Raw genomic sequence first — 15,393 nt, 5'->3', positions numbered from 1 at the left:
CTGCCCGGTTCTGCCCGGTTCGCAGCGCTTGCGCCGCCCACGTGACTATGAGTACTTGTAAAAGCCCTCACCTGTCGCGACGCCGAGTTTGCCCTTGTCGATGTAATTCGTCTTCAGCCATGCGGCAAGCTTCTGGGCATCCTCGTCGCCGTTGGCGAAGACGTTGTAGGGCGTTGCCAGACCGATGACGTCGAGGATCTGGAACGGACCGGCCGGCGCGCCTGTGCCGATCCTCCAGGTCTTGTCCACCGCCTCCGGATCGGCGTACCCGCCTGCCGCAAGGGTGAGCCCTGCGTTCAGCAGTGGCACAAGCAGCGAGTTCAGGACGTATCCGGCCTTTTCTTTGTGGATCTCGATAGGCACCATGCCGATCTTCGATGCGAAGTCGACCACCTTCTGGAACACCGTGGGATCGGTGTCCGGCGTGCCCATAATCTCGGCCGTATTCTGCTGCCACAGCTGATTCGCGAAGTGCAGGGCGAGGAACTTGTCCGGCCGACCGGTGGAGTCCTTCATGGCGCTTGGCAGCAGAGTGGAGGAGTTCGTCGCGAAAATGGTCCGCTCCGGCGCGGCTTCGCCGAGCTTCCTGTAAGTCTCCTGCTTGATCGCGAGCACCTCGGGGATGGCCTCAATGACCAAGTCGGCGTCCTTGACCGCTCGAGCCAGGTCGGAGGTGAGCGCGATGCTCGTCGCAGTCCGCTCCGCCCTCCCGTCGCCCGCGTCCGGCAGCTGCTCCCGGTAGATCGCGGCGAGATTGTCGATATGCTGACGTCCAGCTTGGAGCGCGGCGTCGCTGATGTCGTAAGCGGTGACCTCGAACCCGCTGAATGCGGTCTGGAATGCGATTTGGGATCCGAGCACTCCTGTTCCCAGCACGGTCACCCTGTGAATGTCGATGGTCATTGTTTTCTCCTTAACTTCGTTCTTTATCGAGCGCCTTGCAGTCTCCCCCTGGGGCTGTCCGTGAGGTTGAGATGACGCTTGTGTTACCGCGGTGACTCGAATTTCTCAGCGAGCCGTTCGAGAGTGACGCGCATGCCGTTCGTCAGATGCGCCTGACGGTCGTGAGCGCCAGAGATGTCCTGCATGAACACGATCGGCGCGATCTGCGGATCCTGTTTGCGAAACGACTCGGTGACCAATGTGCCGCCTTCGACGTCAGTGAAGGCGTAGCGCCAATGTGTCTGCGACGGCGCATCGGTGTAGAAATCGAACATCTCGTCGGGCACGTTTTCGGTGACTACACCACCCATCGGCCACTGATAGAACAGCCCTATCGCGTTGTAGCCCTCGAACCGCTCACCTGGCACGACCCATTTCGTCCACTGGTTCTCCGGACTGATCTCGCGCATATGGGTCATCTCGCTGATGTAGACGTACAGATCGTGCCGCGGCGCGGCGATCACTCGCGAAACACTTCCTTGCAGCGCAGGCTGGGCCAGTCCGGACCCTGGAGGGTTCGAGAGGTCGGGACCCCATTCCGGTGGTGCGCTGTTGGCGACGGCACGCCCTGTCAGCGCAAGAGCGGTTCCTGCGGCAAACATTCCCAGCAGTTGTCGTCTATCCATCATCTACTCCAATCCTGGTCCATTCCTGGCGTTCCCTGGATCATGACCGCGATCTGTGAGCCGAGTTATCGTGTCGTTTCGAACTTCTCGGCGAGTCGGTCCAGCGTGGCGCGCATGCCGTTCTCCAAATGCTCTTGACGATCACGAGCTCCGGAGACGTCCTGCATGAACACGACGGGCCTGATCTGCGGACGCTGCTTGCGCATCGACTCGGTCACCAACGTGCCGCCCGAGACATCCTGAAATGTGTAGCGCCAATGCGTTTCCGACGGCGAGTCGGTGTAAAACCCGAACGCCTCGCCTGGCACGTTCTCGGTGACGACCCCGCCCATCGACCAGCGGTAGAGCGGGCCGATCGCATTCTTGCCTTTGAACCGTTTCCCGGGCTCCACCCACTTGACACTGCGAGTCTCGGGACTGATCTCACCCATCCCGGTCATGTCACTGATGAAGGCGTACAGCTCCTGCCGCGGCGCGGCGATGATGCGCGACACGCTCGCGTGCAACGCGGGCTCGCCCAGTTCCGACACCAGCAGATGCGCGAGCTTCTCCGAGGACTGCGGGTTCTGCCCGGTGTACAGGTTGCGGTCGGTTACTACGAACGGCCGCAGGGGCATGCCCTTCGAGTAGTCGACGCCGGCGTCCTTCAGCTTGTCTTCCAACAGCCAGGGAGCCTTGCGCGCGAAACTGTTCAGCAACTCCTCCCGGTTGGACAGACCGGTCATCTTGTACCCCGCGAACACGTTGCTGCCATCGGGATCGGTGGCTGCCAGAATCGCAGCGGGTGCGTGGCACAACAGGGCCAGCGGTTTGCCTGAGGCGAGCCTTTGCTTCAAAAGCGCACCCGAAACCTTGTCGTATGCAAGGTCTTCCATCGGGCCATGGCCACCGGGGTAGAACACCAGGTCGAAGTCGCCGGCGTTCACCTGATCGAGAGGCCGGGGAGCGCTCAGCGCGTCATTGATGCTGTCCAGGTAGTTCTTGACCTCACGCCGCTTGCCCGGCATTCCACCGGCGAAACCCAGACTCAGCTCATCGAGCGTGGGCGGCTTGCCGCCCGGCGTCGAGATCGTGATGTCCCATCCAGCTTCACTGAAGATTCGGTGCGGAGCTGCAAGCTCCTCCGCCCAGTAGCCGGAGGGGTGGACGGTGCCGTCCTTGAGCGTCCAGCGGTCTGCTGCCGAGACCACGAATAAAACCGTTGTCATGGTGATCTACCTCCTTGGGTGCCATGGTTTCAACATCTGACTGTCATCATATGACAGTCGAGTCAGTATGCGCCATATATGGCAGTGCATGTCACAGTTGTCATTGGTACGCTTACCGCATGGCACCTTTGGACACCACCGGCTTGCGCGCACGTGCCCGCGAGGCGTTGAAGACATCTTTGGCCGAGACGGCGATGGAACTGTTCGACAAGCACGGGTACGACGCGGTCACTGTCAACGACATCGCCGCTGCAGCCCAGATCTCGACGCGCAGCTTCTTCCGCTACTTCCCGAACAAGGAGGACGTCGTTTTCGGCGGGCGCATGCCCACCGCTGAGCAAGCCCGCGATGCGTTCGTCGCCAATCTCGACGGGTCCGACATCTGGTCCGCCCTTCACGCGGTCATCCGCGGTGCTGCAGTCGCGATGGAGGAGGATGGCGTCAGCTGGAAACGCGTCATGCGCGTCATAAACAACACTGTCGAACTGCGGGCGAAGAACCTCGAAAAGCACCTCGCCTGGTCGGCCGCGCTGTACCCCGAGGTCGCCAACCAGCTCCGCGCTCACGGCGACACCGCCAACCTCGAGGCGCGCACCGCGGTGAGCGCTGCATTGGGATGCTTCGATGTCGCGTTGTCGCAATGGGCTGACGGTGAGAGCTCCAGCACGCTTCCCGAGCTCATCGATCGCGTATTCTCGTTCATTCAGATTCGACCTGACGTCGCATGAGTCGGAGCCGTCGTCGGACGCAGTCGCCCGCAGCGAGCGACAGCACGACGGCACCTTCATTCCAGTTGGATCGGCCGAGCGATCAATACCAGTCTGAACTGCCCGAAGACCTTGCATAAGATCTAATTTCGGGCCCGGTCCATCAGAGGACCGCAGCCCATAACCATTTGCCACTCTTTGACGCCGTGGACAGCATGCCGGCGTGCCGGTCAGATTCGGGGAAGAAATACTCCAGCCCCGAGTTACCGTGAGCGAGGCAGGCCCCGGTGCCCTCGGCGCGGTACTCCGCCAGCCAAGGGGCAAACACATGGTCCGTGTGGATCGAATCGACAGTCTCGCTGGCAACCATCAACTCGACCTTCCGAGCAATCGTAGCGGGGCGTGCCGCCTGACGAATCCGATCGGGGTCCATGGCCAGGATGGCACTGTGGCCTCGGCTGGTTCGCGTTCGACTGCGTTGACCATGGCGCGCACGCCCTTGTCCAGCGGGGTCAACATCGGTGCACTGGTTGAGGTCGCGCTCATGGCCGTGGCGATATAGCCGGGATAGATCGTGGTAACCCGGATCGGTGTATCGAGGGTGTCGGCTCGAATGCCTTCTGCCAGCGCTGCTAGCCCCGCTTTGCTTGCGGCGTAGGTGGTGAGTTCGCCGGGCAGCCCGCGCATGGCTCTCATCGAAGAGATGGCGACCAGATGCCCGTCGTTCTGGGCGCGGAAGATCTCCATTGCAGCCTCACACTGGGCGAGTGCCGCAGTGAAATTCGTTTGCGCGGTCTGCAGATTCGTATCGAAACGGCCGATTCCGATCGGCTGCCCCTTACCGAGCCCCGCATTGACAATGACCCGATCAACAGATCCCGCACGCGCCTGGTAAGCACGAAACACCGTGAAAACGCGGTCATGGTTGTTGACGTCCAGTTCATAGACAGCGACATCGATGCCGGGGTGGGCGCGCAGCAACTCATCACGCAACTGCCAGAGCAGGTCGATGCGACGCGCGCACAATGCCACATTGCGTCCTTTGGCAGCGAACGCGCGAGCCATGCCCGCGCCCAGCCCGGAGCTGGCGCCGGTGATTACGATGTTGGTGCGCATGCTGGTGGCCATGCGGTTCCTTCGCACTGGTTCGAGGGGCGCTCAGACTGGACCTGGCGGTGCAGATCCGCGGCGGTGCGGGTTCTCCGGTGACAGCCCGTCAGTTGGCCTGCGCCATTACGGGCTACTTACTGCCGGGACGAGGCTCATACGGTCAACAAGTCCATAGTGAGCCTGGTCCCATCGTTGGTAGGAGTCGAGCAGTGAGGGTGGACTACCGTGGTGCCGCAGCCTTCTTGAGCCGATCGACTTCCGTGAAGTGGCTGACCAACCGGTCCAGCGTGGTCTCCACCCCGGACTGCAGGTGCGCAGCGCGGTCGCGGACCCCGACCGCGTTCTGAATCCACCGGATCGGCGCGAGTTGCGCGTCGACCTTGTGCATCGATTCGGTGACCTCTGTGCCGCCGTCGACGCGGCGCAATTCGTAGCGCCAGGTGGTCGATGACGGCCAGTCGGTGCGGAACGCGAACACCCTGCCCGGTGTTGCTTCGATAACGGTGGCGGCCATACCCCACCGGTAGAACCGGCCGATGCTGTTGCTCCCCTTGAAGCGCCTACCTTGTTCGATCCAGCGAGCGCTCGTAGTTTCGGGGCTGAAGTCGCCGATCCTGGTGATGTCGTGGATCATCGCGTACACGTGAGCCGGACTGGCGGGCACTACACGGGTGGCGCTGACCGACAACGCCGGGCTGCCAAGGTCCGCGATGAGTTTGCGCGCCAACTTGGCCGAGGACGCGGGATTCTGCCCGGTGTAGAGGTTCCGATCGACAACGATGAACGGCCGCAATGGCACCGGTCCCTTGACATAGTCGGCCCCTTCCTCGGCGAGCCGGTCCTCCAGTAGCCACGGGGCCTTGCGTGAGAACGAGTTGAGCAGTTCTTCGCGGTTCGACAAGGCCGTCATCCGATACCCCGCGAAAGCCCATGTCCCGTCTGGATTTTGGGCAGCGAGCGCGGCGGCCGGCGCGTGGCACAGCAGCGCCAGCGGCTTACCGGAACCGAGTCGTCTGGTTAGCAGGGCCCCGGATATCGGGTCGACTGCCAGGTCCTGCATAGGCCCGTGCCCACCCGGATAGAAGACGACGTCGTACTCGTCTTCGTTGATATCGGACAGCGCGACTGGCCTCGAGAACTCATCGCTCTGCTCCCCGAGGTAGCGCCGGTACTCCCGGGTCTTGTGCGGGAGCCCGCCGGCCAGTCCGAGGCTCAGGGAGTCGACGGTCGGGGCTTTCCCCCCCGGAGTGGCGATCGTGACGCGCCACCCCGCGGCGGTGAACAGCCGGTGTGGCTCGATGAGTTCTTCGGCCCAGAATCCGGTCGGGTGATTCGTTTCGTCGTTGAGGGTCCAATAGTCGGCGGCCGAAACGACAATAAGCACCGAGGTCATCGGAGTGTCCTTCCATGATCGAGCTTCTCCGCCGTCGAAGGCACCGTGAAACGCGCACCAGACGACAGCGATCGGGAATCGGGTTGGGACGCGCGCAGCGCTGCCGCCAGCTCGTCGGCGAACTGAACCGATTCCGCCCACAGGCCCCGATCGGCGATCCGACGGCGGAACTTCATGATGTCGCGCGGACGATTGACAGTGAGCGCGCCGACGATCCGGTCCGACCGCCGGTACAGGACGATTGGCGCGTCGGTGTCCAAACCGACCGGCAGGACCTCGTCGGCGGTAGGTAACCCGACGAATTGGATGCGTGCGGCATACAGGTCCGACCAGAAGTACGGCACGTTGGCCGGTGCCTCGTTCGAACGATGGCCGAGAGCGCTGCGCGCAGCTAGCACGCCCTGTTCGGCTGCGTTCGTCCAGTGTTCGAGCCGAACGGTGTCGTTATCGAATAACGAGTTCGGCGCGTGCACGACGTCTCCGGCCGCGAAGACATCGGGCAGATTGGTGGCAAGGTCCGGTCCGCATACCAGACCGCCGTCGACGGGGTGCAACTCGATGCCGCTGCCTGACAACCATTCTGTGGCCGGAGAGGCGCCGATGCCGACAACGATAAGCTCGGCGTCCAGGCGGCGGCCGTCATGCAGCACTACCCCGGTTGCGTGACCGTCCTGGGCTGTGATCTCGGTGATCCCAGCATCGAGGACCAGTTCGGTGCCGGCTCGCTCATGCAGCTCGGCGACGATCGAGCCCACCGCCGGACCTACTGATCGAACCAGAGGTGTGCTGAGCCGCTCAATGATGGTGACCGGCAGTCCCCGCTTGCGGGCTGCTGCGGCCACCTCAGACCCGATGAATCCTGCCCCGACGATGACGACACGGGCACGACGATCCAGAGCCTCCCGGATTGCGACCGCGTCCTCGATCGTCCGCAGATTGTGCACACCACAACTGGCGGCGCCGGGCAAAGTCATCGGAAGTGACCGCGGGGTGGCTCCAGTAGTGATGATCAACTTGTCGTAAGCGACTGCCCGCCCGTTCACCATGACGGTGTGGGTGGCGGCGTCGAGGCCGGTCGCGGGATGGCCGAGCAATAGCCGCACCTGAAGGTCATCGGCGAACTCGTGCTCGGATCGGAACGGCAACGCGGATTTGTCTCCGTCAGAGTCCAAGAACGCCTTGGACAATGGCGGTCGGTCATAGGGCAAATGCGACTCCTGCCCGATCAGCGTGATCTGACCGGTGAACCCAAGGCGGCGTGCCGCTTCCACAGCGCGTAGGCCTGCCAGGGACGCACCGACCACCACCAGATGCTCGGAGCGCGCTAACGGTGCGGTCATGACGAAAGCTTCAGTGCCAGCACCGGGCAGGCATCGATCGCAGCCTGCACGTCGACGCGCCGATCCTCGCCCGGGGCGTCATCGAGGACCCGCACGATGCCGTCCGGACCTACTTCGAACAGATCGGGCGCGACCGCCTCACACATACCGAGGCCATCACACTTCGATGGTTCTACGATGATTTTCATCTGACTGACTCGATTCGTTCTTGCGGGCACAGCCCGCAGGCTTGAAAGGGTTTGTCCTCGAACACAATTCGGTGCCGAATTGTCATCTCGAACTGAGCGCCGCGCCGGCGGGCGGATTCTTGCGAGAGAAGGTCGTCGACTGCATTTGTCCATGCGCTTCGGCCGCCGCGATCTCGTCCGGTAGGTCGCTGCTGGGCCAGGACTGCCATGCATGCCGCTCGAGGAGATGCCGGGCCCGATAGGAGGCGGCGTATCCAAATCCGACTGCGCGGGCCGCAACACGGTCGACGATCGCGGTCTCCGGACGCAACCAGCGTGCCGCCAGGCTTGGCTCCAGTTCCGGTGCGGGAGTGGCGAATACGTCCACGTCAGCGGCAATGTGTCCTTCGCCGTCGGCGTCGGTCAGCTGTGCAAGCACAGCACCGTCATGGGCGACGATCTGCGTCGCGGCGATAAGGTCGGCCGCTCGTCGACTACCGCCGAAACCCGCGAGACCAACGTGGGTCGCCAACACGACCGGCGTGTCCAGCAATCGGGCTAGCTGTTTCGGCGCGGCGGCGAGATGCTGCCGGTACCGGACCCCAGACGCCGCGGACCACAAACCAGGGTGTGCGCTGTCGTTGGCCCAGCATGCACCACCCAGAACGAGATGCGAACGCCCATAATGACGGTCGACGGTCCTGCGGTCTGTCCACTCGTGACCGGTCACTATTCCGACCGGGGTTTCTGATAAGGCCGCTACGGTTGCATTACCGCGGCCTCGCCCCGGCGCACACTGCGCTCGCTGCGCTGGCGACAATCTGGTGCTGTCGTGGAGGTGCACCCGCCCGTCCGGCTCGACCACAGCGTATGTGGAACGAGCGTCACCGCCGCGGTGCGCAAGAAAGCCTCCAGCGAGCACGATGTCGAGGGTGCGCGCCAGCATCCGCATGAGTTGTAGCGGCGCACCGTCGATCGGCCGCACCGTTGTGCCCAGTGCTGCTGACGAGCCGACGTAGGGCGAGGATATTCCTTCCGGCAGCACGACCAAACGGGGCGAGTGCGCGGATACGGCGGAGCGAACGAGGTCTTCGACGTGGGCCAGATTGCCGTCGACGTCACCGAAACGTAGTCGCGGCTGGATAGCGGCGATGCGGATCGTTTGGGTCACTGTGCGGCCTCTTCTCGGGTTTCGGCGGTGAGCACGTGCGGTTCGGTCTTCGGGATGGGATCGCTCGACCGCCGGGTCGTCGGTGCCTTGGGTTTCGGTTTCAGCTCGGCAGCCGGTGCGGGCACGGGTTCGACATTCGGTGCGTCCGACAGGACCCGTGCAGGGGGCCGCACGGGCGCCGGCGGCGTCGGGTCGGGACGATCGGAGCCAACTACCACGGCGGACGGCCGGAACTTCTTGCCGGCAAGCTCTCGGCGCACGCCAATCTGGGTCCGAATATCAGCAACCACCCGCCGGGCGGCCTCGGGCGTATCCAGGTTCCGGCGATGGTGGCGAAGGGTATCCGCCAAGCCGCGGACGAGCCTGCCGGTGTTGAGCACCTGCGGCATCGTGCGGGCGCGGCCGTACAGGTCGCCGAGATTGGGTGTCGTCGCGCCATCCTGAGTCTGGCGTCGCAGGATTTCAGTCAGAACCGGCGATGCGGGCAGCGGCTCGGTCTCGATATTGCCGAAATGGTAGGCGTGCAGACACTCATGGTCACGTTCCTGTTCCCATTGGCGAACCGCCAGATCCAGTTCCCGAGTGTCGTGTAGCGACTCGACCACCACCTCCGCCAACCGACGGCCGGTCCACAGCGCGTCCCGCTGTCCCTGCCCGAGAACGGGATCCTTGAAGTGGCCGGCGTCGCCGATGAGCGCCCACCCAGGGCCGCTCGAGGCACGGAAGAAGCCGGTGGTGTCACCGGTGCCACGCACCGCGCTGAGATTGGTCGCACCCGCGACCCGCTTCGCAAGGGTGGGGTGCTGCCGCAGCTTGGCCTCCCAGTACGCCTCCGGATCGGCCAGTGCTGTCGCCGCCTCCTCTGCCGCACCCATGAACAGCATCAGCATTCGAGGTGCCGGCGCCGACGGGAACACGAACGCCATCGAGCCTCCGTCGCGGTACTGGTGAATGGTCTCACCGTCGCGGGTGCCATAAAGCGGATCATCCGCGTACCGGAAAACCAGACCGCGACCGTTACGGGATGCCCGATACGGTGTGTTCGCGCCTACCTGCGCTGCGACCGACGATCGGCGCCCATCCGCGCCGACCACCAAACGCGCGTACAGATTGTGCTGGCGTCCCTCCGCGTCGGCATACCGCACACCGCAGGCCCGGCCGCCACGCCACAGCACCTCGACCAACTTGTGCCGCTCACGCACGTCGGCCCCCGCAGCGCGAGCCGCCTTGACGAGCTCGACATCCTGCAGGATCCGGGGCACGCACATGCAATAGTCGATCGGCCCGGCATTGCGCCAGCGCTCGAAAACCCGTACCTCGTCGGCCGTTCCGCCGTCGATGGTCAGCGACAGGTATAGCGAGCGCGTCGGATTGTGCGCCTGGATGCCGTCCAAGGCACCCATCTTCCGCACTTCGTTGATCCCATCCGGGAATAGCAGATGCGTCGAGAACTGATCCGACGGGAACGACGAGCGATCCAACGCGACCACGTCGACGCCCGCGCGCGCTAGGTGCGTCGCCGCGCAAGCACCCGCGAGGCGAGCCCCGACGATCACGACATCACAGTGTTGATCCATGTCACAACCTCCTGCCGTCGACCATAGGTAATCTGATTCAATAATGCAATAGGCTTCAAAAATGAATAGTATTCAATCAGAGGGTCACCGGATAGGATCGCCCCGAAGAGAGACACGGCCTGGCGACACGATCGGTCCCGGCACGAGAGGATCAGAGGTGAATGACGTGGACGCCGCTGCGCCCACCCGCATGGACAGACGGCGAGCTCGCACGCGCGAGCGCATACTCGACGAGGCTGAACGCCTGTTTGCGGGTGGTTACCGCACGGCCCGAATGGAAGAGCTCGCCGAGGCCGCGGACGTGTCTGTCGGCACCATCTATACGCACTTCGGCAACAAGGATGGGCTGATGCTCGCGCTGGTCGAGCGCGCGACGCGAATCTTCAATGTCTACCTCGACGAGGCGTTCGAGCTCGACGCCTCCCCCCTCGAACGGGTGATGGCCGTCGCGGACTTGTACGCGAAGTTCTTCCTAACCCATCGCGAGTCGTTCCGCTTCCTCGTTCAGGGCGTCGAGGCCGAGGACAACGACAACGACATGCGCCAACGAGCGTCCGACGAAATCGACCGTTTGATGGCAAGATTCGAAACCGGAATCAGCGCGGCGATCGACGCTGGGGAGGCAGATGATTACCCGGCGGCCAACACGGCCCGCTTCCTCTGGGGAGCATGGAACGGTGTGATCGCCTTGAGCATGCGCAACGACAGCCTCGCCCTGACCGACGACCAGATGATCGAATGCCTGGACGTGGGCCGCAGACTCGTCAACGAGGGGCTCACGAGCCCACATTTCCGTGACGCTACGGGTCACTCGCGCGCCCGTTTGATCGAACCACCCGAACCCGAACGGCGTACGAAATCAGTTCCGCGATAGGCAACGCAGCGACGGGCGTTCGCCACATCCGGGGCCTGCCCCGCTGAGCAACGAAGTGATTCTGGGTAGGTGGCAACACACAGCATGGGTCCGGTCAGCAGGTCTACGCGGCGTTCATACCGAACAACTGGGCGGCGACGCGGATGCCGTTGGCGCAAGTCGCCTCCGCCATCGGGTTTCACAACCCAGCCACCCTGAGCCGTCATGCGCGCCGTCGGTGGGGAACGACCGCTCGAAACGTTCGCCAGAACACGCGACAATCTGCAAGCCCCGGTGCCGACAGGATGGCTACCGGTCAGCCAGAGCAACGCTGGTTGATCTGCTCCCACGTGCTGCGCGTGCACGAAGACCAGAAGGTCACGGACAGACAGGATCAGCACGACGGCTCGACCTGAGGTGTCAGCTTGCTACCATCGCTCGGACCACGGATGGCTGCTCGCGCAATGGATTCATCCGCACTTTGCACCAAATGTGCAAGTTCCTGAAGGGTATTGCGGTCCTCGTCGTCTCGGATCGCGATCGAGAACTCGATATCAGTGACAACATCGCCGTATCGGTTGACCAGCTTTTGGCCAATCTCGTCGTAGGTCCCGATCGTCACAAACGTTTCGAGAGTCTCGTCGTCGATGAGCAGGGGCAGGGCTTCCCATCGCTGCGCTTTCGACAGGATCTTTGCTTCGGCCGCAAGGGCTTCGAGCCCCAGGTGCTCGAAGGCTGCGGCGTATCCGGGTGTGGAAGCGTAGAACGCGATACGCGCTCGCGCGTCACGAACCTTCGAAATCAGCTCCTCCTCCGAACGCGCCGCCGCAACCAGTGGCTTCATCGCGACACGAAACTCGGATAGATCACGCCCAGCCCTTGCGGCGCCCTGCTGTACAGCTGGCAGCATGACTGACCGGATGTAGCTCGGCGTGCACACAGGATGCGGCCGAACGCCGTCTGCGACTTCTCCAGCCACACCGCACAACCTGGGGTTGACCGCCGCCAGGTGAATTGGGATCGCGGGGTTGTCGATGGGTCCCGCATCGAACAGTGGCACCATCAGATCAAGGTTGTAGTGGTTTCCTATGACGTTGAGCGGTGTCCCGTTCTGCCAGCAGTCCCAGACCGCGCGAACCGCGTGGACATACTCGCGGATGCGCGGTGCCGGCGGCGCCCACGCGACACCGTAACGCCGCTGAATATGGCCGCGGACTTGGGTTCCGAGACCGAGGGTGAAGCGCCCGCGAGACAGCTTCTGCAGCGTCCACGCATGAAGAGCCATCACCGTCGGGCTTCGAGGGAACGCGATCGCTACTGCCGTCCCAACCCGCAGGGTTTCGGTGGCTTGCGCAGCCAACGTCAAAATTGTGAAGGGGTCATCCTTGGTCTCCTCGACCACAACTCCGCCGTAGCCGATCGACTCGAGAAGCTTCGCGTTGTCACCCACTGACCAGATGTCCAGCGGGATGTCTGGGGCCCGCAGGCCAGGATCTACCTTGCCGAGCGGCAACAGTGTTTCAAGTCGCATGTACCCAGTCCTTACCAACCTGATCATTGTTCGACGAACAACCCTTGTGCGGCAATGGCTTACGCGCCAGCACCGAATGTGGGGATCCCAGCGCCGGCCGACATCGCGCTGACAACCGAGTGCGCGCAGGGCCACCGTCGAGCCCCGACGGCCAGCGCTGGGATCCTTACTCGTCGCCTCAGCCACCAGATAGAGCTGACGCGGCGTGGCGCTCACCCTTTCAGCGAAGGGCCTCGCCCCACGTAGTCTGCTCGCGCAGTTGACGTTTCAGCAGCTTGCCGCCGGGATTGCGTGGCAGCGGCTGAGTGCGTACCGAGATGTACTGGGGAACCTTGAAGTCAGCGAGGAGTGGCCTCAGATAGGCGATCAGTCCTGCGACATCGAAATCTGCGGTGCTGGGAACCACCACGGCACCGACCTTTTCTCCCATCACTTCGTCCGGCACTGCGACGACCGCAGCATCGGCGACTCCGGGCGCGCCGGCCAACGCGTTCTCGACCTCGACGGAGTACACGTTCTCGCCGCCCCGGTTAATCACGTCCTTCGCCCGGTCGACGATGTACACCAAACCCTCGTCATCGATTCTTGCCAGGTCCCCGGTGTGCAGCCACCCATCGACGAACGCGGACTCCGTCGCCTCGGGCTTGTTCCAGTACCCCGCGACGACGTTCGGTCCGCGAACCAGCAACTCACCGACGCCTGTGGTCGGATCTTGGTCAGCGAGTGCAAGATCGACGACCGGCGCGGCGAATCCGACCGAGTCCGCGTGCTCGGCAGCCCAATCATGCGGCAGAAAGGTCGCGATGGACGCTGTTTCGGTCAGCCCGAAACCGTTGCCCACCCGAGCGTTCGGGAAGCCGGCTTTGAGCCGCTCGACAAGCAACGGCGATATGGGCGCACCGCCGTAACCAATGAATGACACGCCGCTGACGTCGTAGTCGGCGAAGTTGCCTTGGACAAGCGCCAGCGCGAAGATCGCCGGAACACTCACGATCACGTTGACGTGTTCAGTGACGATTGTCGATAGGAACGCCTGAACGTCGAATTCGGGCAGTACGACAGTGGTGCCGCCAACCGCCAATTGAACCAGCAGCTGAGCGTTGCAGCCGGTCACGTGGAACAACGGCACAGATATCAGGTTGCGAAGCTTCGGGCCCTCGGAGCGGCCGAGACCGAACACTCGGATCGAGGTTTCGATCGTCGAAAGGAAATTCTCATGGGTTGTCAGCGCGCCCTTCGGGAACCCGGTGGTCCCGCTGGTGTAGAAGATAGCCGCCACGTCGGTCGGCTTCGCATCGTCCACCACCAGGGCCGTACCCTCGGGCAGCGGCTCGCCGGGCCAGAAGGTGAACGCCACACCAGAGTCGCTCAGTACATACTCGATCTCCGGCGGCGCGAAACGCGTATTGACAGGCACCACGATCGCACCGGCGAGTTGCGTGGCGAGGAACGCGATAACCCAATTCGCGCCGGCCGGAAGAAGATTCGCAACCCTGTCCCCGCGCTGGACACCTCGTGCCCGCAAGCCACCGGCCACCGTCGCCGCGCGTTCCCACAGCTGCCGATATGTGTACCGCGGACCACCGACCTCGACGATGGCCTCCACGTCGGGGTGCGCCTCGACTGACGCCCGGAACATCGTGGTCAGCGACTCCGGAAGACGCTGGTAGCGCTTGACGCCGTGTTCGTCGACATAGACACCGGTCGTGTCGAAGGGAATCTTGTAGGCCCGACCTGCCTCGATCGTCATCATGCGGCCTTTCCCGAGAAGTAGCGACGTGGGTTGTCGATGAGCATCGTGGTGATCTGTCCGTCGGTGACGCCCTGGTCACGCAGCGCTGGCAGGACATCGCGCGAGATGTGCAAGAAGTTCCAGTTCGGCGCAGCGGCTTTCACCTGTGTCTGGGTTTCTTCCCCGGAGAAGTAGTCCATGTAGCACGCGGCGTCATGGCTGAGCACGATCCGATCGGCGTAGCCTCGGGCACACAGCGCGGCCACTGTGCGTATCCGTTCCGAGGTCGGGTTGAAGACATCAAGACCGAAGCGGTCGCAGCCGATCGTCGCCCCCTGGTCCATGATCCATTCGAGATAGTCGAGGTCGTTGCTGTCTCCTGCGTGTCCGACAACGACTTTCGTCAGATCCACCCCGTGTTCTCGGTAGAAATCCAGCGCCAGGCGACCGGTCTGGTGAGCGGCGTTCGTGTGCACTGTGATCGGCACGCCAGTCTGTATGTGCGCTTCCGCGATCGCCCCATGAACACGCTCCTGGTCGGGAGTCAGCCCGCGCTCCTCGATCGCGCCCTTGAGAAACGCCGCGCGCACGCCGGTTTCGCCGATTCCCTCACGAATGTCCTTCACGAACATCTCCGTCATCGGTTCGGCACCTCCGAACAGACCGCCCGGCCCCCGATAGTGAAAGAAGTGCGGGATCTCGCCGAAGGTGTAGAGGCCGGTCGCGGCGATGATGTTGATATCGACTTCCGCGTTCACCCTCTGGACCCGCGGCAGATAGCGTCCGAGCCCGACCACGGTCGGATCGACGATCGTGTCCACACCGGCGGCCTTGAGGGCTCGTAGCTGGCTGATCGCGTCCGCTACCCGCTCGTCTTCGTCCCACCACTCGTTTCCATAGTTCTGCATCACGTCCGGGGTCAGGACGAAGACGTGTTCGTGCATCAGCGTGACGCCGAGCGACTCGACCTCCACCGAACCACGCACAGATTGAATAACTGTCATGAACCATCTCCTGGGACACTTCGCTCAGGTGT

At 63.3% G+C, this 15,393-nt stretch carries 14 protein-coding genes and 2 pseudogenes; 2 read left to right on the top strand and 14 right to left on the bottom strand.

The window, feature by feature from the left end; translation table 11 throughout:
- Nucleotides 1-45 precede the first annotated feature (45 nt).
- The 4 genes and pseudogenes from ACFRAQ_RS07905 to ACFRAQ_RS07890 all read right to left on the bottom strand — a co-directional run.
- Complete coding sequence (locus ACFRAQ_RS07905; RefSeq protein ID WP_379095537.1) at nt 46-903, bottom strand: 3-hydroxyacyl-CoA dehydrogenase; 858 nt, start codon at nt 901-903, stop codon at nt 46-48.
- Between the two features lie 83 nt (nt 904-986).
- Complete coding sequence (locus ACFRAQ_RS07900; RefSeq protein ID WP_379095535.1) at nt 987-1,571, bottom strand: SRPBCC family protein; 585 nt, start codon at nt 1,569-1,571, stop codon at nt 987-989.
- A 62-nt stretch (nt 1,572-1,633) separates the two neighbouring features.
- Nucleotides 1,634-2,059 (bottom strand): annotated as a pseudogene (locus tag ACFRAQ_RS07895) (SRPBCC family protein); the annotation flags it as partial.
- Between the two features lie 30 nt (nt 2,060-2,089).
- A pseudogene (locus tag ACFRAQ_RS07890) lies at nt 2,090-2,776 on the bottom strand (type 1 glutamine amidotransferase domain-containing protein); the annotation flags it as partial.
- 119 nt (nt 2,777-2,895) lie between these two features.
- Between ACFRAQ_RS07890 and ACFRAQ_RS07885 the strand changes: the two are divergent.
- Nucleotides 2,896-3,504, top strand: a complete 609-nt coding sequence (locus ACFRAQ_RS07885; protein WP_379095531.1) for a TetR family transcriptional regulator — start codon at nt 2,896-2,898, stop codon at nt 3,502-3,504.
- A gap of 142 nt (nt 3,505-3,646) precedes the next feature.
- Here the strand turns inward: ACFRAQ_RS07885 and ACFRAQ_RS07880 are convergent, their stop codons facing one another.
- The 7 genes from ACFRAQ_RS07880 to ACFRAQ_RS07850 all read right to left on the bottom strand — a co-directional run bounded on the left by ACFRAQ_RS07880 (nt 3,647) and on the right by ACFRAQ_RS07850 (nt 10,241).
- Nucleotides 3,647-3,853, bottom strand: a complete 207-nt coding sequence (locus tag ACFRAQ_RS07880; protein WP_379095528.1) for a hypothetical protein — start codon at nt 3,851-3,853, stop codon at nt 3,647-3,649.
- Entirely contained in the window at nt 3,853-4,611 is a 759-nt protein-coding gene (locus ACFRAQ_RS07875; RefSeq protein WP_379095526.1) for an SDR family oxidoreductase, read from the bottom strand. Before ACFRAQ_RS07875 ends, ACFRAQ_RS07880 begins: the two co-directional genes overlap by 1 nt.
- Before the next feature lie 202 nt (nt 4,612-4,813).
- Entirely contained in the window at nt 4,814-5,986 is a 1,173-nt protein-coding gene (locus tag ACFRAQ_RS07870) for a DJ-1/PfpI family protein (RefSeq protein WP_379095524.1), read from the bottom strand.
- Nucleotides 5,983-7,326 (bottom strand): NAD(P)/FAD-dependent oxidoreductase, encoded by a 1,344-nt coding sequence (locus ACFRAQ_RS07865; protein WP_379095521.1) that lies wholly within the window; start codon nt 7,324-7,326, stop codon nt 5,983-5,985. The genes ACFRAQ_RS07870 and ACFRAQ_RS07865 overlap by 4 nt, the downstream gene beginning before the upstream one ends.
- On the bottom strand, nt 7,323-7,514 hold the full coding sequence (locus tag ACFRAQ_RS07860) for a ferredoxin (protein WP_379095518.1): 192 nt from the start codon (nt 7,512-7,514) through the stop codon (nt 7,323-7,325). Before ACFRAQ_RS07860 ends, ACFRAQ_RS07865 begins: the two co-directional genes overlap by 4 nt.
- Before the next feature lie 82 nt (nt 7,515-7,596).
- Nucleotides 7,597-8,664: a carbon-nitrogen hydrolase family protein gene (locus ACFRAQ_RS07855; protein WP_379095516.1), complete on the bottom strand. Its 1,068-nt coding sequence runs from the start codon at nt 8,662-8,664 to the stop codon at nt 7,597-7,599.
- Entirely contained in the window at nt 8,661-10,241 is a 1,581-nt protein-coding gene (locus tag ACFRAQ_RS07850; RefSeq protein WP_379095513.1) for an NAD(P)/FAD-dependent oxidoreductase, read from the bottom strand. The genes ACFRAQ_RS07855 and ACFRAQ_RS07850 overlap by 4 nt, the downstream gene beginning before the upstream one ends.
- Nucleotides 10,242-10,398: 157 nt before the next feature.
- On the opposite strand from ACFRAQ_RS07850, the gene ACFRAQ_RS07845 reads away from it, so the two are divergent.
- Nucleotides 10,399-11,115 (top strand): TetR/AcrR family transcriptional regulator, encoded by a 717-nt coding sequence (locus ACFRAQ_RS07845; protein WP_379095510.1) that lies wholly within the window; start codon nt 10,399-10,401, stop codon nt 11,113-11,115.
- Between the two features lie 373 nt (nt 11,116-11,488).
- Here ACFRAQ_RS07845 and ACFRAQ_RS07840 read toward each other — a convergent pair whose 3' ends face one another.
- The 3 genes from ACFRAQ_RS07840 to ACFRAQ_RS07830 all read right to left on the bottom strand — a co-directional run bounded on the left by ACFRAQ_RS07840 (nt 11,489) and on the right by ACFRAQ_RS07830 (nt 15,361).
- Nucleotides 11,489-12,625 (bottom strand): TIGR03617 family F420-dependent LLM class oxidoreductase, encoded by a 1,137-nt coding sequence (locus ACFRAQ_RS07840; protein WP_379095507.1) that lies wholly within the window; start codon nt 12,623-12,625, stop codon nt 11,489-11,491.
- A 220-nt stretch (nt 12,626-12,845) separates the two neighbouring features.
- On the bottom strand, nt 12,846-14,378 hold the full coding sequence (locus ACFRAQ_RS07835) for a class I adenylate-forming enzyme family protein (protein WP_379095504.1): 1,533 nt from the start codon (nt 14,376-14,378) through the stop codon (nt 12,846-12,848).
- Nucleotides 14,375-15,361, bottom strand: a complete 987-nt coding sequence (locus tag ACFRAQ_RS07830) for a phosphotriesterase (RefSeq protein ID WP_379095501.1) — start codon at nt 15,359-15,361, stop codon at nt 14,375-14,377. Before ACFRAQ_RS07830 ends, ACFRAQ_RS07835 begins: the two co-directional genes overlap by 4 nt.
- Between the last annotated feature and the right edge of the window lie 32 nt (nt 15,362-15,393).

Origin of the sequence: Nocardia sp. NPDC056611, from assembly GCF_042792755.1 — a bacterium.
Lineage (GTDB): Bacteria > Actinomycetota > Actinomycetes > Mycobacteriales > Mycobacteriaceae > Nocardia.
Note: the sequence above shows the minus strand (reverse complement) of the source record. Positions and strands in the feature narration are given on the sequence as shown.

What these genes read in the sequence shown, in the direction of transcription:
- ACFRAQ_RS07905 (WP_379095537.1), bottom strand. Translation starts at nt 903, where the DNA reads ATGACCATCGACATTCACAGGGTGACCGTGCTGGGAACAGGAGTGCTC.
- ACFRAQ_RS07900 (WP_379095535.1), bottom strand. Translation starts at nt 1,571, where the DNA reads ATGATGGATAGACGACAACTGCTGGGAATGTTTGCCGCAGGAACCGCT.
- ACFRAQ_RS07885 (WP_379095531.1), top strand. Translation starts at nt 2,896, where the DNA reads ATGGCACCTTTGGACACCACCGGCTTGCGCGCACGTGCCCGCGAGGCG.
- ACFRAQ_RS07880 (WP_379095528.1), bottom strand. Translation starts at nt 3,853, where the DNA reads ATGGTTGCCAGCGAGACTGTCGATTCGATCCACACGGACCATGTGTTT.
- ACFRAQ_RS07875 (WP_379095526.1), bottom strand. Translation starts at nt 4,611, where the DNA reads ATGGCCACCAGCATGCGCACCAACATCGTAATCACCGGCGCCAGCTCC.
- ACFRAQ_RS07870 (WP_379095524.1), bottom strand. Translation starts at nt 5,986, where the DNA reads ATGACCTCGGTGCTTATTGTCGTTTCGGCCGCCGACTATTGGACCCTC.
- ACFRAQ_RS07865 (WP_379095521.1), bottom strand. Translation starts at nt 7,326, where the DNA reads ATGACCGCACCGTTAGCGCGCTCCGAGCATCTGGTGGTGGTCGGTGCG.
- ACFRAQ_RS07860 (WP_379095518.1), bottom strand. Translation starts at nt 7,514, where the DNA reads ATGAAAATCATCGTAGAACCATCGAAGTGTGATGGCCTCGGTATGTGT.
- ACFRAQ_RS07850 (WP_379095513.1), bottom strand. Translation starts at nt 10,241, where the DNA reads ATGGATCAACACTGTGATGTCGTGATCGTCGGGGCTCGCCTCGCGGGT.
- ACFRAQ_RS07840 (WP_379095507.1), bottom strand. Translation starts at nt 12,625, where the DNA reads ATGCGACTTGAAACACTGTTGCCGCTCGGCAAGGTAGATCCTGGCCTG.
- ACFRAQ_RS07835 (WP_379095504.1), bottom strand. Translation starts at nt 14,378, where the DNA reads ATGATGACGATCGAGGCAGGTCGGGCCTACAAGATTCCCTTCGACACG.
- ACFRAQ_RS07830 (WP_379095501.1), bottom strand. Translation starts at nt 15,361, where the DNA reads ATGACAGTTATTCAATCTGTGCGTGGTTCGGTGGAGGTCGAGTCGCTC.